This window comes from Alkalicoccobacillus porphyridii, from assembly GCF_007293315.1.
Lineage (GTDB): Bacteria > Bacillota > Bacilli > Bacillales > Bacillaceae_D > Alkalicoccobacillus > Alkalicoccobacillus porphyridii.
The window spans coordinates 334,596-352,645 of the sequence record NZ_VLXZ01000001.1; the positions used below are offsets into that span (position 1 = coordinate 334,596).

The following is an 18,050-nucleotide window of genomic DNA, read 5'->3' on the forward strand; positions in this document are numbered from 1 at the left end:
CAAGCTAATCATCTCCCTTTTTGTTTGTTATTTAATTAATGTTTGTCCCGTCATTTCTTCCGGCTGTTTTGCATCAAGTAATTGAAGAAGGGTTGGTGCAAGGTCTGCTAATTTGCCATCCTCACGTAGTGTTACTCCTTTTTCAGTTACAATCACTGGCACACGATTTGTTGTATGAGCCGTCATTGGCTTGCCCTCTAGAGTCACGACTTCGTCTGCATTACCGTGATCAGCAGTAATAATTGCAGCGCCGCCTTTTTCATGGATGGCATCGACTACTCGTCCAAGACACTCATCAACTGCCTCGATCGCTTTAATGGTTGGTTCAAGCATTCCTGAATGTCCTACCATGTCTGGATTTGCAAAGTTTAAAATAATCGCATCATGCTTCTCAGCCTCAATCTCAGCCACCAACGCATCTGTTACTTCGTAGGCACTCATTTCCGGCTTTAAGTCATAGGTTGCTACTTTTGGTGAATCAATCAAAATTCGTTCTTCACCAGGGAATTCCTGCTCACGTCCCCCACTAAAGAAGAATGTTACATGCGGGTATTTCTCCGTTTCTGCAATTCTTAATTGACGTAGGTTCTGCTGCGACAATACTTCACCAAGTGTATTATCAAGATTTGTTGGTTTGAAGGCTACAAATCCGTCAATAGACTCACTGAATCTTGTCAGGCAAACAAAATGAAGATGCTTTGGAAACTTATCTCCACGTTCAAATCCTCTGAAATCATCGTTTGTAAATACCTGTGATAGCTGAATGGCACGATCAGGACGGAAGTTAAAGAAAATAACGGCATCCTCATTTTGCACTGTAGCTACAGGCTGGCCTTCTTTGTTCGTCAACACAGAAGGAATAACAAACTCATCATAGATTTCGTTTTTATAATTGTCTTCAATCACTTCATACGCACTGCTGTAAGATGGTCCTTCACCGTAAACCATGGCACGGTAGGATTTATCAAGTCGATCCCAACGCTTATCACGGTCCATAGCATAATAGCGGCCATGTAATGTAGCAATCTCTCCAATGCCGATCTCATCAAGCTTTGTTTGAAGGGACTTGATGTAGGATTCGGCAGAGGTAGGGCTCACATCACGACCATCTAAGAAACCATGAATATACACCTTCTCTAGGTTCTCTCTCTTAGCTAAATCTAACAGAGCAAAAAGGTGATCAATATGGCTATGAATTCCACCATCAGAAAGTAAGCCATATAGGTGAAGAGCTGTTCCTTTTTCTTTCACATGATTAATCGCATCTAAGAAGGTTTGGTTCTCAAAGAACTCCCCTTCACGAATAGCTAAATTAACACGTGTTAAACTTTGATACACAATGCGTCCCGCACCGATGTTTAGATGACCTACTTCTGAGTTACCCATTTGACCGGCTGGTAATCCAACGGCTTCCCCATCCGCTTTAAGCGTTGCGTGGGGGAATTCATTGTGAAAACGGTCATAATTGGGTTTGTTCGCCTGCTCTACCGCGTTGCCTTTGGTCTCGTCCCTTAAACCAAAGCCATCTAGGATAATTAGAGCAACGGGTTTCTTACTCATTTTACCGCCTCCAGAAGCTCTAGGAATGAAGCTGGTTCAAGACTTGCTCCTCCAACTAAAGCTCCGTCAATATCAGATTGCGCCATGTATTCAGCAATATTCGCTGGTTTTACGCTACCGCCGTATTGAATACGAACAGCATCTGATACTTCATGCGTAAATGCTTCTGCGACCACTGTACGGATATAACCGCAGCCTTCGTTAGCATCCTCTGAAGATGAAGATTTCCCTGTACCAATTGCCCATACTGGCTCATAAGCGATCACGGTTTTCTTAACCTGTTCTTCAGTTAAACCAGCAAGACCTTTTGTAATCTGCTCATTTAGCACATCATTCGTACGATTTGCTTCCTTCTCTTCTAACGTTTCACCGCAGCAAAGAATAGGAATTAGACCTTGTTCGTGAGCAGCATGTACCTTTTTGTTAATAAGCTCATCTGTTTCACCAAAAAGCTCACGGCGTTCAGAGTGACCAAGTACAACATACTCTACCTTTAAGTCAGCAAGAGCAGCTGGGCTTGTTTCTCCAGTGAAAGCTCCACTTGTTTCAAAGTAAGCATTTTGCGCACCAATTTGTAAATCCGTTCCTTCTGCTGCCTGAACAAGGCTATGAAGGAAAAGGGATGGTGCACACACAACTGAATCAACCGCATCTGCGTGAGGAATCTTGTTTTTTACCTCTTCAGCAAACGCTGTTGCCTCAGAAAGGGTTTTGTTCATTTTCCAGTTACCTGCAATAATAGGTTTACGCATGCTTCATCACCTTTCGTAATTAATTACTTTTTATCTGAAAGGGCCACAACACCAGGAAGGTCCTTACCTTCCATAAACTCAAGTGATGCGCCACCACCAGTGGAGATATGACTCATTTTATCTGCTAGTCCAAACATTTCTACTGCAGCGGCTGAGTCTCCCCCACCAATAACAGAGTAGGTGTCTGTGCTTTCGGCAAGTGCTGTCGCTACTGCTTTTGTTCCACCTGCAAAGGTCTCAAGTTCGAATACACCCATTGGACCGTTCCAGATCACAAGTGCAGAGTCTGCAACGACCTTTTTATATGTATCCTGTGTTTTTGGACCAATGTCCAGAGCTTCCCAGTCTGCCGGAATTTCGCTAATTGGAACAATTTGTGTGTTCGCATCGTTAGAGAAGTCATCAGAAACGATAACGTCCTCAGGCATATAGAAGTTTACACCGTTCTTTTTTGCTTTTTCCATAAAGCTTTTAGCTAGGTCGATCTTATCTTCTTCTAGAAGTGATTTTCCTACTTCATGACCAAGGGCTTTTACAAAGGTGTAAGCAAGTCCTCCACCAATGATTAGGTTATCTACTTTGTCTAGCAAATGGTCAATAACACCAATTTTGTCCTTTACCTTCGCCCCACCAATGATGGCTGTGAATGGACGTTTTGGCTCAGTTAATGCTTGACCAAGTACCTCAAGTTCTTTTTCCATTAAGAATCCAGCGGCAGAAGGAAGATGTTTGGCAATGCCTTCGGTTGAAGCATGAGCACGGTGAGCTGCGCCAAATGCATCATTTACATAAAAATCAGCTAATGCTGCAAATTCTTTTGCAAGCTCTGCATCATTTTTCTCTTCTCCAGAATAAAAACGAACATTTTCAAGTAATAGTACATCGCCATCGTTCAGCTCGTTAACAGCCTTTTCTGCTACTTCACCACGAGCTTCAGTACTTGAGGCTACAGGCTTGTTCAATAGCTCAGACAATCTTTCAGCTATAGGCTTTAAGCGAAGCTCGTCCACTGCTTGTCCTTTTGGTCGACCCAAATGACTGGCAAGGATGACTTTAGCTCCTTGTTCTACTAGGTGCTTAATCGTTGGGAGCGCTGCTTTGATACGCGTTTCATCGGTAATAGCTCCATCTTTCATTGGTACATTAAAATCAACACGAACAAACACGCGTTTTCCAGTAAGTGTTACATCCTGAAGCGTTTGCTTCTTCATGAACATGCCCTCCTCATTCTTAAAGTGTTACAAGCGGAAAGAGGAGTCAGATGTTAGACCCTGCTCCTCTTAAATATTCCGCTTGCTCCATTATAGCCCTTTGCTTGCGATGTATTCAACTAAGTCAACGACACGGTTTGAGAAGCCAGTTTCGTTATCATACCAAGAGATAACCTTAACCATGTTGCCTTCCATAACCATTGTAGAAAGTGCGTCGATTGTAGAAGAATGTGTGTTGCCATTGTAGTCATGAGATACTAATGGCTCTTCAGAGTAACCAAGAACACCTTTAAGTTTACCCTCAGATGCTTCTTTAAGTGCTGCGTTTACTTCTTCAGCTGTTACTTCTTTATCAAGCTCAACAACAAGGTCAACTAGTGATACGTTTGGTGTAGGTACACGCATTGCTGCACCATTAAGTTTTCCTTTAAGCTCTGGAAGAACTAGAGCTACGGCTTTAGCTGCACCAGTTGATGTTGGAATGATGTTCTCAGCAGCTGCACGAGCACGACGATAATCCTTGTGTGGAAGATCAAGAATTTGCTGATCATTTGTGTAAGAGTGAACAGTGTTCATTAGTCCACGACGGATACCAAATTGATCGTTTAATACTTTAGCGAAAGGCGCTAAGCAGTTAGTTGTACAAGATGCGTTAGAAATAACGTCATGATTTGCTGGATCATATTTGTCTTCGTTTACACCTACAACGACAGTGATATCTTCATCAGAGGCTGGTGCAGAGATAATTACTTTCTTTGCTCCTGCTTCGATGTGCTTCGCTGCGTCTGCACGTTTAGTGAAGAAACCAGTTGACTCAATAACCACTTCTACTCCGTGCTTATCCCATCCAATTTCAGCTGGGTTACGCTCAGCAGATACTTTGATCTCTTGACCGTCAACAACAATCGCGTTGTCTTTTACTTCGATGCTTACATCCAGGTTCCCGTGAACCGTGTCATACTTTAAAAGATGAGCAAGCATGTTTGCATCTGTTAAGTCGTTGATTGCTACTACCTCTACGTTAGGGTTTTGAAGCGCCGTGCGGAATACATTACGTCCAATACGTCCAAAACCATTAATACCAATTTTCGTTGCCATGTTGAAATTCCTCCTGACATAATTTAAAAGCTTAATCTATCAAAAAGAGCATTGCTCTTTTCTCCTACGTTGAGTCTTACAATTGAAGCAATTTTCTAGCAGCAGCTTCATCTGTGATTAATACATCACTCGGCCTATGCTTGGTGTAAGCAGCTATGGCATTTGCTTTTGATGCCCCACCTGCAACAGAAATAACATGCTTTCCAGTGTCGAGTTCATCTAACTGCAAACCGATTGTGCGCTGGCGGTGAATAATCTCACCACTTTGATTAAAATAATAACCAAAGGCCTCTGCTACTGCGTGTTCCCTTTTTAATTTCATCATAAACGGCTCTTCTGAGCTTCTTCTAGCTGCCATTCTCGTAGCATCACCAATTCCGTGCATGAGAATGCGAGAGGTTTTGATTAAATCAAGTATTTCCTTTACAGAAGGCTCTTGGATCAGTGATGCATAAGCCTCTTCACTTAACTGATCCGGTACATGCATCAATCGGTATTCTGCCCCAGCTCGATCAGCAAATTCTGCACTAATGGTGTTGGCTTGATTTTCAACCTTCTCACCGAGGCCTCCACGCGCTGGTACAAAGATACATTGACTTACCTTTGGATCAGGTGTCATCATTTGAGCAACTGCCGCAAGAGTTGTTCCACCCATAACCGAAACAACAGAATCGGGTTCAATAATAGCCTTAAGCTCTTTCACACAAGCCTGGCCCATCTCCTGTTTCACCCAGTCTTCTTCATCACTGTCTCCTGCTACAATCACAGCCTTTGCAACACCCAGCTTTTGTTCGAGCTTTGTTTCAAGCGCGCTCAAACCCAGAATCTCCTTCATAAGATCCTCAAGTTGGACAAGAACAGTTTCTCCTTCTCGCGTTAAGCTCATACCAGCCGTTGTAAATGAAACTAGGCGCTGATTCTTCAGGAATGTTACTTCACTGCGTACAATCCGTTCAGAAAGCTGAAGATTCACGGCAAGGGCTCTTCGTCCTATTGGCTGATGTAAAAAAACAAATTGCATCAGGCGATAGCGCTCCTGCATAACCTCTACCAATTCTGGCACAAGCTGCTTTTGCAAAGTAACCAAGCTCCTCATCATCAGCAGCACCTCTTCCTTTAACGGGACATAAAATGTCCCTCATAGACATTTTACGTCCCAATGAGAGCAAATGTCTACTTCACTTCATATCATATCAATTGTTCACGACATTGACAAGTTTTTTGCCTGCTTTTTTACAGGTACAAATGATTACGTTTTTGGAAATGAAGAACGCAATTTGCTTGTTGAAAGGATGCCTTCATCAATTACCTTTCCATCCATTTTAACGACGGGAATTCTCCACATATATTGTTCTAGCAATTGGTCATCGGAATAGATATCGACATATTCTAATGTAAATGTAAATTCTTTTTTAAGAGATTCGATGGTTTGCAGCCCTTTATCACAAATTGAACAGTTTTCCTTAGAATAAAAGATTAGATGCATGATCTTTGTCTCCGTTTCATACGTATTATGTTTAGTATAGCAAAACTCAGCGATTGACGATAAGCCGGTTTAACATTTGAATAAATCGGAAATGATTAAAGAAGGGTTTTTGCTAAGCGTAGGGAATTAATAAAAGAGAAGGAGTGTATTTTATTTGACCTTCTTTGACCTAATCGGTATGATGTACATACAGCAATTAAATCTAAGCTGAACTTACTTAATTTAACTACATTTCACAGGAGGAATGAAACATGAATCTCATCCCTACAGTTATTGAACAAACCAACCGCGGCGAGCGTGCCTATGATATTTATTCTCGTCTTTTGAAGGACAGAATTATTATGCTAGGAAGCGCGATTGATGATAACGTCGCAAATTCGATTGTGGCTCAGCTTTTATTCCTACAAGCAGAGGATCCAGATAAGGACATCTCACTTTATATTAACAGTCCGGGTGGTTCTATCACGTCTGGTATGGCCATTTATGACACGATGCAATTTATCAAGCCTGATGTATCAACCATCTGCATAGGTATGGCTGCTTCAATGGGATCTTTCCTATTAGCTGCAGGTGCAAAAGGTAAACGTCTTGCTCTTCCAAACAGTGAAGTTATGATTCACCAGCCATTAGGCGGAACACAAGGACAGGCTTCAGATATCGAAATCCATGCTCGTCGTATCATTGAGATGCGCTCGAAGCTAAATGAAATTCTTTCTGAGCGTACGGGTCAAACGATTGATATTATCTCTCGTGACACAGATCGTGATAACTTCATGACTGCTGAACGTGCCAAAGAGTACGGCTTAATTGATGAAGTTATTGCTTCTCAGCCTCAGAAATAATGACACAAAAAAAGACGGCCATTGGCCATCCGAGCTTGCCAACAAGTTAACTTGTTGGCAAGCTTTTTTGATTTGTTTAGTAATTGCATCCAAGTCAACAATTGGAGACGCTTTCCGTAGGCACGATAAAAAACCTGGTTTGGCCCGCTGCTATCACCCCTGCCCTTCTCTCCAATCGCAGTCTGTTACACTTTATGCTTGGTCTGAAACATAAGCTACTAGTGCGTCTAATGCTTCTTGTTCGTCGTGTCCATCTGTACTGATTACGATGGATGCGTTATGTCTGATAGCTAAGCTCATGATTCCCATGATACTTTTTGCATTTGCTATTTTTCCGTCTTTTTCAATGTTAACATTTGATGAAAAACGATTAGCTTCCTGCACAAACAATGCGGCCGGGCGAGCCTGAAGCCCTCCCTTTATGGCAACTGTTACTTCTTCTTTAAGCATATACATATCCCCTTAGCATTTAATTTTTCAAAACTTCACCGTTTCGTATCTTTTCTGCGACTTCATCTATTTTTTTTAATCTATGGTTAATTCCTGATTTACTGACCTTGCCGCCCTCAAGCATATCCCCAAGTTCTTTTAATGTAACATCTTGATGGGTCAGACGTAATAAAGCAATTTCGCGTAGCTTTGGCGGCAACTGCTCTAAGCCAATCGTTCGTTGAATAAGGCGGATATTTTCGACTTGGCGTAATGCCGCCCCAACTGTTTTATTTAAGTTTGCCGTTTCACAATTGACTAAACGGTTTACAGAGTTGCGCATATCTTTTAAGATACGCACATCTTCAAAGTAAAGTAATGCTTGATGAGCACCAATAATACTAAGGAACTCGGTGATTTTTTCACTTTCTTTAATGTACACAATATAGCCCTTTTTCCGTTCCAGTGTCTTTGCTCGTAATCCATACTCGTTCATCAGTTCACAAAGAGAGATATTATGCTCCTCCGAGGAAGAGAATATCTCAAGGTGATAGGACGAGGTTTCTGGGTGATTGACTGACCCTCCAGCAAGAAAAGCGCCACGCATATATGCTCTTTTTCTTTGCTCTGTATCAATCACATGTGGGTCAATCGTTCGTATGATTGTAAAGCCTTCACCCAAAATACCAAGCTGTTCCATCAAAGCTTGTGCACCTCTGGATACTCGTACCAGGTACACATTATTTTTCTTTAATCGCATTTTTTTTCGAACTAAAAGCTCGATAAATGTATCTGGAAACACTTGCTTTAGCAGTGTATAGATGCGTCTTGCTATGGCTGCATTTTCCGTTGTTATATCCAGCCCTACTTGCTGTCGACCAAACGAAAGCGAGCCGTTCATGCGAACTAAGGCAGCCAATTCAGCTGAGGCAAATGTATCGGCAGGTTCCAGCTGAGTCAGTTCTTTTTTTACTTTGGCTGCAAAGGACATCTTCGCCCACTCCTTCCATTTAAGTCTGTATTAACAATTAAGTTTATAGGGTCCTGCACTTAAAATGGCTTCCGAGACCTTTTTAGCATGATGTCGAAGCTGTCCATCCTGTTCGAGCACAAAATGGTCTTTAATCACCTGCACACCAAGCTTGTTAAGCTCCTCTTGATCAACCATTACGGGAAAAGCCATTTCTTCTGCATAGCGTTCCATAACTTGATCGGAAATTGTAGTTCCGTTCACCAAAATATCATCGACTAGCCCTGTCCCACAATGTGAAATGATGCCTTTTAAATGATCGGCGGCACTGTAACCGTCCGTTTCACCCTGCTGCGTCATCACATTACAAATGTAGACCTTTCTCGCCGTCGAACTCTGAATCGCCTCTGCTATTCCTGGCACCAATAAATTCGGAAGCACACTTGTATATAAGCTTCCTGGCCCTAAGACAATCCAATCTGCCTCTTTAATTGCTTGCAGACTTTCTGGTAAAGGGTCAATCTGTTCAGGAGTAAGAAAGACTCGTTTAATCGGTTTTTGAACGGCAGGAATCTTTGACTCTCCTGAAATGATCGAACCATCCTGCATTTCAGCATGCAGGACGATACTTTGGTTTGCGGCTGGTAGAACCGTCCCACGTACATTTAAAACACGGCTCACGGCCACAATTCCTTGATGAAAATCTCCAGTAATGGACGTCATTCCTGCAAGAAGTAAATTCCCAAGAGAGTGCCCGGACAATCCACTACCATTTGTAAAACGATGTTGAAATAACTCTTCGACTAATGGTTCAACTTCTGCAAGTGCTGTTAAGACGTTTCTAACGTCTCCCGGAGGAGGAATATCCAGTTCTTTCCGAAGAATGCCGGAGCTTCCACCATCATCAGCTACCGTAACAATGGCTGTAATATTGACAGGGTACGTTTTTAGTCCACGTAATAACACGGATAAGCCCGTCCCGCCACCTATAACTACTATATTACGCTTCAAGAATGGACGCCCTTTCGCTTGGAAATATCTCGGTGAGTTGCATGTACCTCGTAGTCCTTTGAAAACTGCTTAGCAAAATACTCGACCAATGTGACCGATCGATGTTGACCACCCGTACAGCCGATGCCAATGACTACCTGGCTTTTTCCTTCTCGTTTGTACTGTGGCAGCATAAAATTCAAAAGGTCCGTTAGCTTTTCCACAAATTGCTGAGTCTCTGACCATTTTAGGACATAGGAAGAAACCTCTTCGTCAAGCCCCGTTTGCGGTCTCATATGGTCAACATAATGAGGATTAGGTAAGAATCGAACATCAAAAACTAAGTCTGCATCAATAGGAATACCATACTTAAAACCAAATGACTGGAGCTGAACTGAAAAGGATTGTTTAGCATCAGAAGAAAAACGTCGAATGAGTCGCTCTCTAAGCTCAATTGGCTTAAGATCTGTCGTATCAATAATAAATTGCGCTCGCCCTTTAAGCTCTTCAAGCATTTCCCTCTCTAATCGAATACCCTCAAGTGGTAATCCGTTTTTAGCAAGTGGGTGTGTTCTCCTTGATTCCTTATAGCGTTGCACGAGTTTATTATCCTTTGATTCAAGAAAAAGTATTTGAACGTTTGGTTTGCTGTTTCCGTTACTTAGCTGATCTACGGCTTCAAATAAATGATCAAAAAAGCGCTGCCCCCGTAAATCCATAACTAAAGCCACTTTGTTCATCTTACCGCTGGCACCCTCAATTAAATCAATAAATTTTGGAAGCAGTGCTGGTGGGAGGTTATCAACACAGAAATAGCCCAGATCTTCAAAGCTCTGAACAGCTACCGTTTTCCCCGCTCCAGACATTCCTGTTATGATGACGATTTCAATTGTATGATCTACCTCTCCCATAAAAAACACCTCTTGTTAGTACTTGATATTATGATTTCACCGTAGGATCTGAATCTATCCGTGATCGGAGAAGCTCATAACTCGGTGAGTAGTAAAAGGTTCCGAACATGATACCCTCACCGTGTAACGAGTGCTGCATTAATTTTCTGTCGCCCTCAGCCATAGGCAGGTTATTTGTTTTATCGGTATCCCACCATTTCAGCTCACCTTCTGGAGAATGCTCAAGCATGGTTCCTGAGTAATCCGTGCCCTTAAAGGTAAATAGCATCCATTCCGAGATAACCTTACCATCTTCTTCTATAACCATCGTGTAAACTCCTGTTAATTCAGGATTTTTTACAGTAAAGCCTGTCTCTTCTCTACATTCTCTAATAGCTGATTCCTTAATGGTTTCGCCTGTCTCCATCTTTCCACCTGGAGCCACCCACCAGCCACGACTTGGCTTTTGTAGAAGCAAAACCTTGCCATCTTTTATAACCGTGCAATTTGTTACTCGCTGCAATCAAATCACCTCAATGTCTTTACAGTAATAGTATACATTTATTTTGAGACTGCTACAATTATTCAGAAGCCTACTCACTCTTCCATTTGCACAAAAAAAGGGCACGAGCTCCAAAGAACTCGTGCAAAAGATATATAAAAAGGGGGTCAATTACTTAAACATAGTGTAACAGTTTTATATTTCATGATTGTTACAGAATGATTAAGAGCGAATTACGAAACCCTGTCCCTGCAAGGGTTTCAGAGTCCCCCATTTTTGAATATTGCCTAAAACATAGTATCTTTTATCCTACATTTTATACAACAGTTTGACATTTCGTCATGGTTTGACTTTTTCAGCAAGACTTTCGATATAGTGTTGCACATTTTGAGCGGCGATACTTCCGTCACCTGTAGCTGTCACAATTTGACGTAAAGATTTTTCGCGAATGTCTCCAGCGGCAAAGATACCAGGAACCTTTGTTTCCATCTCCTCGTTTGTCACCACATAGCCTTCTTCATTAAGAATACCTAAATCCTTAACACTTTCATTTAATGGAAGCATACCAATGTAAATGAACACACCATCTGCTTTGAACTCGGACTCTTCACCCGTTTGCGTGTTTTTCAGCTTCACACTTCCAACCTTACCATTCTCTTCTTGAATCTCCGTTACAACCTGATTCCAAATGAATTCTACCTTTTCGTTGTCAAAGGCGCGTTGTTGAAGAATCTTTTGAGCTCTAAGCTCATCTCTACGGTGAATAACTGTCACTTTAGAAGCAAAGCGAGTCAAATAAACGGCTTCCTCAACAGCTGAATCGCCGCCACCAATGACAACAAGCTCACGATTTTTAAAGAATGCTCCATCACAAACCGCACAATAAGAAACACCACGTCCACCTAGCTCTTTTTCACCAGGCACGCCAATTTTCTTGTATTCAGCTCCTGTAGTTACAATGACTGCTTTTGCTCTATATTCCTTTGAACCGGCAATGATTCGTTTCGTTTCGCCTTCATCAATAATCTCTTTAATATCACCATAAGCATATTCAGCGCCAAATTTCTTCGCATGCTCAAACATTTTATTTGAAAGATCAGGACCTAAAATATGGTCAAACCCAGGATAATTCTCTACTTCTTCTGTGTTTGCCATTTGACCACCCGGAATACCCCGCTCTAGCATTAAAGTACTTAACTGTGCACGAGAAGTGTACACCGCAGCTGTCATACCCGCTGGTCCAGCTCCAGCTATTATTACATCATAAATGGTTTCTTCGCTCATTATAAATCCTCCTGAATTACACGTTCTCAGTCGTGTTCATTAATCACGCTCTTTAAGGTAATCGTAACGAAATCAATGAAGTGTGTCTATCAATTTGCTCATAGGTATTATGGCCACAAGCGGTAGTTTACATCCTTTTGTTGAAGTTGTTCAAAATGCATTACGCGTTCTTCACTTTTATCGAACCCGTTTTTTACAGCTTTTGTCCACAGTGTCTTCGCACGCTCTTTGTAACCGAGCTGGTACTTTGCCACGCCCCTGCAATCATATAATTCAGGGTCTAAATCAAAGGTTAGCGTATCGACCTCACTTAACCTTTTTTCTGCTTCATGGTATTCTCCCAGTGCACATAGCACCCGGGCAACCTTTAAGTAATGATCCGCATCAATCGGGTAGACCCGGCGAAGCATTTCGGCATATCTCCCCGCTTCTTGAAGATCTCCCATATCAAGTGAAAACAACGCAACGTTAGCTAACGCAAACAAATTACCCTGATCCTCAGAAAGAACCTTTTCTGATATATCAAAGGCTTTTTCTTTTTGACCCGCACGAAAATACGCTTCCGCCAAGTGATTATAGGCCGTCCAACATGTCGGATGATCCTCAATCATTTCCTGTAAGACCGGAATGGCTTGATCAGGTTTATTTTGTTTTAAAAAGGATCCCGCAGTGGCATGCCCCGAGATGAGGTCTTCAAAATCCTCGGTCTCCTCATCCACCTCATCGTATTCCTCTGTCAGCATCTCTAGTAATTCCTCAGCGCCTTCCAGACGATTTGAAGCAGTAGTGCTTTGTAAATACGTTCTTACCTCTTGTTCGGCCAGATGAAATTGCCCAAGATAGGCATAATTGTTGGCCATAAAAAAATGGCACTCGGGATGCTGACCCTCTGTTTCAATCAACACATCTCTCAAAATGTCATTAGATCGTTCGTATTCATTCAGCTCCGATAAAACAGCCGCAAGCTGAACTTGAAAAACAGGCTCTTTATCTGTCAGCTTCACGGCACGCTCAAACAAGGTAACTGCGCGCTTTAAATTCTTTTTCTTATATGCATCAATGCCTCGGTGAAAGAAGTAATCTCCATTTTGAAGAAAAGGAATAACCTTAGCATGTTTTTTTCGATAAACCGTTACATCCATATAACGTGTGTTCCCTCCAGATGTCTACTATATGCTTGTCCAGTATACATCATATGCATAAAAAAATGGAAGGGAGGCGGGTTGATTTATCGACAATTTGATTAATGGAAATGATAGGAATTATTACTTCTGTTCCTCTGATTGCGGGGGAGACGTTTAATGTAGCATTTTAATCAAACCAGAGAGTCCCCTCATTTTCCATAAACCTTATTACATCCACATAAAAAAACAAGGGAACGGCCATCGCCTCCCCTTGTTCTGAGTCTTTCTATTCATGCCTTGCTTTCAAAATATCTGTTACTTCACTAAATGAAACCTTCTGCTCACGAAGCAACACAAACAAGTGATACAAAAGATCTGCTGATTCGTTGGTTAACTCTTCACGATCGCGGTTTTTTGCTGCGATGATGACTTCAGAGGCTTCCTCGCCAACCTTTTTAAGAATTTTATCCACACCTTTTTCAAAAAGATAGGTGGTATAGGCTCCTTCTGGCATCTCGGTTTCACGTTCAGCAATAATACGCTCAAGTTCAGTGAGAATTGCGGCTGAGTTTGTTTCATCGGTTGAAACTTGCTGATTTAAGAGGGAATCTGAGAAGCATGTATAGTTCCCTTTATGACAAGCGGGACCTGCGGGTGTCACTAAAACCAGTAGTGCATCCTGGTCACAGTCGTAGCGAATACCATGAATGGTTTGAGTATTTCCTGATGTCGCTCCCTTGTGCCAAAGCTCTTGTCTGGAACGGCTATAAAACCATGTTTGTTTAGTATCAATCGACTTTGCTAAAGACTCTTTGTTCATATAAGCAAGGGTTAAAACTTCTTTACTTACAGCGTCTTGCACGATTGCCGGCACGAGGCCACGGTCATCAAATTTCACAAGATCTAGATTCATCGAATCGACAGTCCTTCCCCTTTTAAATAGCTTTTCACTTCGGCCACAGAGGTTTCTTTATAGTGGAAGATAGAGGCTGCCAGCGCCGCATCTGCGTCTGCATCGGTAAAGGCTTCAAGGAAATGCTCTTGCTTACCTGCTCCTCCAGAGGCGATCACCGGAACTGAAACCACTCCGCCTACTTTTTTTAGCAATGGCACGTCAAAACCAGTTTTCGCGCCGTCCTGATCCATACTCGTTAATAAAATTTCTCCTGCGCCCAGTGAGACGGCGTGTTTCGCCCAATCAGCCACTTCCCATTCTGTTGGCTTTCTGCCTCCATGGGTATAAACACGCCATGACCCAAGCTGTTCATCATATTTTGCATCGATGGCGACCACAATGCACTGAGCGCCAAAGAAGTCAGCACCTTCTTTAATCAATTCCGGACGTAACACGGCAGCCGTATTCAAGGATACTTTATCTGCGCCAGCACGCAAAACTCGTTTCATGTCTTCAAGTGTACGAATCCCACCACCAACGGTAAACGGAATGGCAAGCTTACCTGCAACTTCCTCAACTACTTCAATCATCGTTTCGTGCCCTTCATGAGAGGCAGAGATGTCAAGAAAGACGAGTTCATCGGCACCTTGGCCATCATAAAAAGCTGCAAGTTCCACAGGATCACCAGCATCTCGTAAGCCAACAAATTGAATACCTTTTACAACGCGGCCTTCTTTCACATCAAGGCATGGAATGATACGTTTAGTTAGCATCTACTTACCTCCCTCTCTGCAAGGCTTCTTTAAGCGTGAACTGATTCGTATAAAGCGCTTTGCCTACAATTGCTCCTGCAATACCAGAAGCTTGCTTGGCAGCGAGTTCATCCAAGTCCCGCAAAGAACTGACTCCACCTGAGGCAATAACCTTGGCACCACTTGCTAAAGCTAGTGCTTCAATGGCTTCAGTATTCGGCCCTGATAACATGCCGTCCCGAGCGATATCTGTAAAAATAAAAGTCTTCGCTCCATACCGAACCATTTCACGAGCGAGCTCTTCTGCTTTAACTTTCGAAGTCTCAAGCCAGCCTTCTGTCGCAACATAGCCATTCCGAGCGTCAATGCCAATTACAATTCGTTCTCCGCCATATGTAGAGAGCATTTGCTTTGTAAAATCCGGATTTTGAACGGCCACACTTCCGAGTATGACCCGATCAACACCGTGATCGAGATAATACGCCACATCCTCAGCTGTTCTGATGCCACCACCAATTTGCACCTTAGCATCAAGCTCCTTGGCGACACGAACGACATGTTCATGGTTTACTCGTTTTTTGGCTTTTGCCCCATCAAGATCAACCATATGAATCCACTCTGCCCCTGCATCAACAAAAGCTTTCGCCATATCAAAAGGCGAATCACCATACACCGTCTCTTGGTTATAATCGCCTTGAACAAGACGAACACACTTACCATCTCTCATATCAATTGCAGGGTAAATGATTGATTCATTCATGAAAGCTTCACTCCTTTTTCAACCAGCTCCCCAAAGTTAGCAAGTAAATCCATGCCCACAACACTACTTTTTTCCGGGTGAAATTGTGTACCAACCACTGAGCCTCTACCCACAATAGCTGGGACGTCCTGATGATAGTCAGAGGTCGCGAGCAGTATCTCACTATCCTCCGTTTGTACCACAAAGGAGTGAACAAAATACACGTGACCCTCTTCTACCTCATGTAACAGAGGGTGTTCCTGGTGAAACTTCAACTGATTCCAGCCCATATGTGGGACCTTATATGTCTGTCCTGCTTCTGACTGTCCTGAAAATTTAACGACCTTCCCTGGTAGCAGGCCAAGACCTAACGTGTGACGATGCTCCTCACTTCCTTCAAATAGAAGCTGCATGCCGAGACAAATGCCCATTAGCGGTTTGCCATCAGTAGCCCACTGGCGGAGAAATTCACTTTTACCTGTTTGGTTCAAAATATCCATTGCATCCGGAAACGCTCCAACTCCCGGGAGCAGCAATCCATCTGTGTTTTTTAAAACCTCTAGATCTTCTGAAATGATATAGGGAAGGTCAATTCGCTCCATCGCTTTACTGACGCTGTGCAAATTACCCATGCCATAATCAACAATGCCAATCATCTACAACATTCCTTTCGATGAAGGTACTCCTTTTACACGCGGGTCGATAAGTGTCGCTTCATCCAATGCGCGTGCCAGTGCTTTAAACACCGCTTCAATCATATGGTGTGTGTTATGTCCGTAATGAACGATAACATGGAGGTTCATACGTGCCTCAAGTGCCAGCTTCCAAAGAAATTCGTGTACAAGCTCCGTGTCAAAGGTTCCTACTTTTTGTGAGGGGAATTCTGCTCTAAACTCTAGATGCGGTCGGTTGCTGAGATCCACTACCACTTGAGCCAGTGTTTCATCCATTGGGATAAACGAATTCCCATAGCGTTTTATCCCTTTTTTAGAACCAAGCGCGTCTTTGATCACCTGACCCAGACAAATACCAATATCCTCAGTGGTATGATGATCGTCGACATCTGTATCTCCATTTGCCTGCACAGATAAGTTAAACTGTCCATGCTTAGCAAATAAATCCAACATGTGATTCATAAAAGGTACGCCCGTATCTAGATCGGTTGTACCATCTCCATCTATATCTAGCGAAAGCTTTATTTGTGTCTCGCCTGTATTACGTTCAATCTCTGCATGTCGTTGTTCTTCACTCATCCGAATCATCTCCTAAACGTATCTCAACCGCACGGGCATGTGCTTCTAGCCCTTCTAAGCGAGCAAGTGCTGTAATCGAATTCGCTTGAGCAATCAGTGCTTCCTTTGAATACGACAGAACACTCGATTTTTTTACGAAGTCATCAACAGTTAACGGACTTGAGAAACGTGCCGTTCCCTCTGTTGGTAATACATGATTGGGCCCAGCAAAGTAATCTCCAACAGGCTCCGTTGTATAAGGACCTAAGAAAATGGCGCCTGCATGACGAATTTTACCTAGCTGATCCATTGGATTCTGAACGATGATCTCCAAATGCTCAGGAGCTATTTGATTCACTGTACGAATGGATTGCTCAAGGTTTTCAGTCAGATAAATCACACCTTGATTTTCAATCGAAGCTCGAGCAATGTCTTCTTTTGGCAAGGACTGAAGCTGATATTCAACTTGCTCTGATACAGCCTCTGCAAGACTCTTTGAATCTGTCACTAACACAGCTGTTGCTAGCTCATCGTGTTCTGCCTGAGAAAGTAGATCAGCGGCGACATGAGCGGGAATCGCTGTCTCGTCAGCAAGTACCGTAATGTCACTTGGTCCGGCAATCATATCAATGTCCACCACACCATACACGGCACGTTTGGCTAAGGCCACATAAATGTTACCTGGTCCCGTAATTTTATCAACAGGTGCAATTGTCTCTGTTCCGTATGCTAATGCTGCTACCGCCTGTGCGCCACCGATTTTATAAATCTCTTTGATCCCTAGCTCATTCGCAGTGACAAGCACTCCAGCTGGTAACTGACCCGTTGATAGCGCTGGTGAGACCATCGCTACCTCTCCAACACCAGCTACCTGTGCTGGCACTACGTTCATAATGACGCTAGAAGGATAAGCCGCCTTGCCTCCAGGAACATAGACCCCTACCCGGTCTAACGGAGTTACTTTTTGACCCAGTATTACGCCATCTGGTTTTGTTGTTAACCATGATTGTGAAACCTGTCGTTGATGGAAGTCACGAATGCGCTCAATGGCCTCACGAATGGCTTCGACGACATTGGGTTCCAGATCATTGTAAGCAGCCTTTATTTCTGACTGCTCCACTTTAAATTGGTTCAAGTCTACCCCGTCAAGCTCCCGTGTTAAGGAGAATAATGCTTCGTCCCCTTGCTCACGAACTTGCTTAATGATGCCGTCAACGATTTGCTGTTCTTTTTCTTTACCTGCTTCTACTGTTCGTTTAACCGTAAACGCTTCATCCACTTTAACAATTCGCAT

General features: G+C 42.9%; 20 protein-coding genes. 1 reads left to right on the top strand and 19 read right to left on the bottom strand.

Annotation, left to right across the window (positions count from 1 at the left end; all coding sequences use genetic code 11):
* Window positions 1-27: 27 nt before the first annotated feature.
* The 6 genes from gpmI to FN960_RS01625 all read right to left on the bottom strand — a co-directional run bounded on the left by gpmI (window position 28) and on the right by FN960_RS01625 (window position 6,107).
* Window positions 28-1,560: a 2,3-bisphosphoglycerate-independent phosphoglycerate mutase gene (gene gpmI, locus FN960_RS22680; RefSeq protein ID WP_185970866.1), complete on the bottom strand. Its 1,533-nt coding sequence runs from the start codon at window positions 1,558-1,560 to the stop codon at window positions 28-30.
* The gene (gene tpiA, locus FN960_RS01605; protein ID WP_143846618.1) at window positions 1,557-2,312 is read right to left on the bottom strand and encodes a triose-phosphate isomerase; all 756 of its coding nucleotides are present in this window, start codon (window positions 2,310-2,312) and stop codon (window positions 1,557-1,559) included. Before tpiA ends, gpmI begins: the two co-directional genes overlap by 4 nt.
* A 23-nt stretch (window positions 2,313-2,335) precedes the next feature.
* A complete protein-coding gene (locus FN960_RS01610; RefSeq protein ID WP_143846619.1) occupies window positions 2,336-3,523 on the bottom strand; it encodes a phosphoglycerate kinase in 1,188 nt (395 codons plus the stop codon).
* A gap of 90 nt (window positions 3,524-3,613) precedes the next feature.
* Window positions 3,614-4,621: a type I glyceraldehyde-3-phosphate dehydrogenase gene (gene gap, locus FN960_RS01615; RefSeq protein ID WP_143846620.1), complete on the bottom strand. Its 1,008-nt coding sequence runs from the start codon at window positions 4,619-4,621 to the stop codon at window positions 3,614-3,616.
* Between the two features lie 76 nt (window positions 4,622-4,697).
* Window positions 4,698-5,717 carry a sugar-binding transcriptional regulator gene (locus tag FN960_RS01620; protein ID WP_143846964.1) on the bottom strand — a complete coding sequence of 340 codons (1,020 nt, stop codon included), beginning with the start codon at window positions 5,715-5,717 and terminating at the stop codon, window positions 4,698-4,700.
* Between the two features lie 153 nt (window positions 5,718-5,870).
* Complete coding sequence (locus FN960_RS01625; RefSeq protein ID WP_260681889.1) at window positions 5,871-6,107, bottom strand: glutaredoxin family protein; 237 nt, start codon at window positions 6,105-6,107, stop codon at window positions 5,871-5,873.
* Between the two features lie 251 nt (window positions 6,108-6,358).
* Between FN960_RS01625 and clpP the strand changes: the two genes are divergently transcribed.
* Window positions 6,359-6,949 carry an ATP-dependent Clp endopeptidase proteolytic subunit ClpP gene (gene clpP, locus FN960_RS01630; protein WP_143846622.1) on the top strand — a complete coding sequence of 197 codons (591 nt, stop codon included), beginning with the start codon at window positions 6,359-6,361 and terminating at the stop codon, window positions 6,947-6,949.
* 192 nt (window positions 6,950-7,141) lie between these two features.
* Here clpP and FN960_RS01635 read toward each other — a convergent pair whose 3' ends face one another.
* The 13 genes from FN960_RS01635 to hisD all read right to left on the bottom strand — a co-directional run bounded on the left by FN960_RS01635 (window position 7,142) and on the right by hisD (window position 18,050).
* The gene (locus tag FN960_RS01635) at window positions 7,142-7,399 is read right to left on the bottom strand and encodes an HPr family phosphocarrier protein (RefSeq protein ID WP_143846623.1); all 258 of its coding nucleotides are present in this window, start codon (window positions 7,397-7,399) and stop codon (window positions 7,142-7,144) included.
* A gap of 19 nt (window positions 7,400-7,418) precedes the next feature.
* On the bottom strand, window positions 7,419-8,369 hold the full coding sequence (whiA, locus tag FN960_RS01640; protein WP_143846624.1) for a DNA-binding protein WhiA: 951 nt from the start codon (window positions 8,367-8,369) through the stop codon (window positions 7,419-7,421).
* A gap of 30 nt (window positions 8,370-8,399) precedes the next feature.
* A complete protein-coding gene (locus FN960_RS01645) occupies window positions 8,400-9,359 on the bottom strand; it encodes a gluconeogenesis factor YvcK family protein (RefSeq protein ID WP_143846625.1) in 960 nt (319 codons plus the stop codon).
* Entirely contained in the window at window positions 9,356-10,249 is an 894-nt protein-coding gene (gene rapZ / locus FN960_RS01650) for an RNase adapter RapZ (protein ID WP_143846626.1), read from the bottom strand. The genes FN960_RS01645 and rapZ overlap by 4 nt, the downstream gene beginning before the upstream one ends.
* Window positions 10,250-10,277: 28 nt before the next feature.
* Window positions 10,278-10,751: an 8-oxo-dGTP diphosphatase gene (locus FN960_RS01655; RefSeq protein ID WP_143846627.1), complete on the bottom strand. Its 474-nt coding sequence runs from the start codon at window positions 10,749-10,751 to the stop codon at window positions 10,278-10,280.
* Between the two features lie 318 nt (window positions 10,752-11,069).
* The gene (gene trxB / locus FN960_RS01660; RefSeq protein WP_143846628.1) at window positions 11,070-12,014 is read right to left on the bottom strand and encodes a thioredoxin-disulfide reductase; all 945 of its coding nucleotides are present in this window, start codon (window positions 12,012-12,014) and stop codon (window positions 11,070-11,072) included.
* A 107-nt stretch (window positions 12,015-12,121) separates the two neighbouring features.
* On the bottom strand, window positions 12,122-13,156 hold the full coding sequence (locus FN960_RS01665; protein WP_143846629.1) for a tetratricopeptide repeat protein: 1,035 nt from the start codon (window positions 13,154-13,156) through the stop codon (window positions 12,122-12,124).
* Between the two features lie 268 nt (window positions 13,157-13,424).
* Complete coding sequence (gene hisIE, locus FN960_RS01670) at window positions 13,425-14,051, bottom strand: bifunctional phosphoribosyl-AMP cyclohydrolase/phosphoribosyl-ATP diphosphatase HisIE (RefSeq protein WP_143846630.1); 627 nt, start codon at window positions 14,049-14,051, stop codon at window positions 13,425-13,427.
* On the bottom strand, window positions 14,048-14,806 hold the full coding sequence (gene hisF, locus FN960_RS01675; RefSeq protein WP_143846631.1) for an imidazole glycerol phosphate synthase subunit HisF: 759 nt from the start codon (window positions 14,804-14,806) through the stop codon (window positions 14,048-14,050). The genes hisIE and hisF overlap by 4 nt, the downstream gene beginning before the upstream one ends.
* Before the next feature lie 4 nt (window positions 14,807-14,810).
* On the bottom strand, window positions 14,811-15,545 hold the full coding sequence (hisA, locus tag FN960_RS01680) for a 1-(5-phosphoribosyl)-5-[(5-phosphoribosylamino)methylideneamino]imidazole-4-carboxamide isomerase (protein ID WP_143846632.1): 735 nt from the start codon (window positions 15,543-15,545) through the stop codon (window positions 14,811-14,813).
* On the bottom strand, window positions 15,542-16,180 hold the full coding sequence (hisH, locus tag FN960_RS01685) for an imidazole glycerol phosphate synthase subunit HisH (RefSeq protein ID WP_143846633.1): 639 nt from the start codon (window positions 16,178-16,180) through the stop codon (window positions 15,542-15,544). The genes hisA and hisH overlap by 4 nt, the downstream gene beginning before the upstream one ends.
* On the bottom strand, window positions 16,181-16,777 hold the full coding sequence (gene hisB / locus FN960_RS01690; protein WP_143846634.1) for an imidazoleglycerol-phosphate dehydratase HisB: 597 nt from the start codon (window positions 16,775-16,777) through the stop codon (window positions 16,181-16,183).
* On the bottom strand, window positions 16,770-18,050 hold the full coding sequence (gene hisD, locus FN960_RS01695; RefSeq protein WP_143846635.1) for a histidinol dehydrogenase: 1,281 nt from the start codon (window positions 18,048-18,050) through the stop codon (window positions 16,770-16,772). The genes hisB and hisD overlap by 8 nt, the downstream gene beginning before the upstream one ends.

Bases quoted from the DNA above. Each gene is read 5' to 3' on its own strand.
- gpmI (WP_185970866.1), bottom strand. From the start codon at position 1,560: ATGAGTAAGAAACCCGTTGCTCTAATTATCCTAGATGGCTTTGGTTTA.
- tpiA (WP_143846618.1), bottom strand. From the start codon at position 2,312: ATGCGTAAACCTATTATTGCAGGTAACTGGAAAATGAACAAAACCCTT.
- FN960_RS01610 (WP_143846619.1), bottom strand. From the start codon at position 3,523: ATGAAGAAGCAAACGCTTCAGGATGTAACACTTACTGGAAAACGCGTG.
- gap (WP_143846620.1), bottom strand. From the start codon at position 4,621: ATGGCAACGAAAATTGGTATTAATGGTTTTGGACGTATTGGACGTAAT.
- FN960_RS01620 (WP_143846964.1), bottom strand. From the start codon at position 5,717: ATGAGGAGCTTGGTTACTTTGCAAAAGCAGCTTGTGCCAGAATTGGTA.
- FN960_RS01625 (WP_260681889.1), bottom strand. From the start codon at position 6,107: ATGCATCTAATCTTTTATTCTAAGGAAAACTGTTCAATTTGTGATAAA.
- clpP (WP_143846622.1), top strand. From the start codon at position 6,359: ATGAATCTCATCCCTACAGTTATTGAACAAACCAACCGCGGCGAGCGT.
- FN960_RS01635 (WP_143846623.1), bottom strand. From the start codon at position 7,399: ATGCTTAAAGAAGAAGTAACAGTTGCCATAAAGGGAGGGCTTCAGGCT.
- whiA (WP_143846624.1), bottom strand. From the start codon at position 8,369: ATGTCCTTTGCAGCCAAAGTAAAAAAAGAACTGACTCAGCTGGAACCT.
- rapZ (WP_143846626.1), bottom strand. From the start codon at position 10,249: ATGGGAGAGGTAGATCATACAATTGAAATCGTCATCATAACAGGAATG.
- trxB (WP_143846628.1), bottom strand. From the start codon at position 12,014: ATGAGCGAAGAAACCATTTATGATGTAATAATAGCTGGAGCTGGACCA.
- FN960_RS01665 (WP_143846629.1), bottom strand. From the start codon at position 13,156: ATGGATGTAACGGTTTATCGAAAAAAACATGCTAAGGTTATTCCTTTT.
- hisIE (WP_143846630.1), bottom strand. From the start codon at position 14,051: ATGAATCTAGATCTTGTGAAATTTGATGACCGTGGCCTCGTGCCGGCA.
- hisF (WP_143846631.1), bottom strand. From the start codon at position 14,806: ATGCTAACTAAACGTATCATTCCATGCCTTGATGTGAAAGAAGGCCGC.
- hisA (WP_143846632.1), bottom strand. From the start codon at position 15,545: ATGAATGAATCAATCATTTACCCTGCAATTGATATGAGAGATGGTAAG.
- hisH (WP_143846633.1), bottom strand. From the start codon at position 16,180: ATGATTGGCATTGTTGATTATGGCATGGGTAATTTGCACAGCGTCAGT.
- hisB (WP_143846634.1), bottom strand. From the start codon at position 16,777: ATGAGTGAAGAACAACGACATGCAGAGATTGAACGTAATACAGGCGAG.
- hisD (WP_143846635.1), bottom strand. From the start codon at position 18,050: ATGCGAATTGTTAAAGTGGATGAAGCGTTTACGGTTAAACGAACAGTA.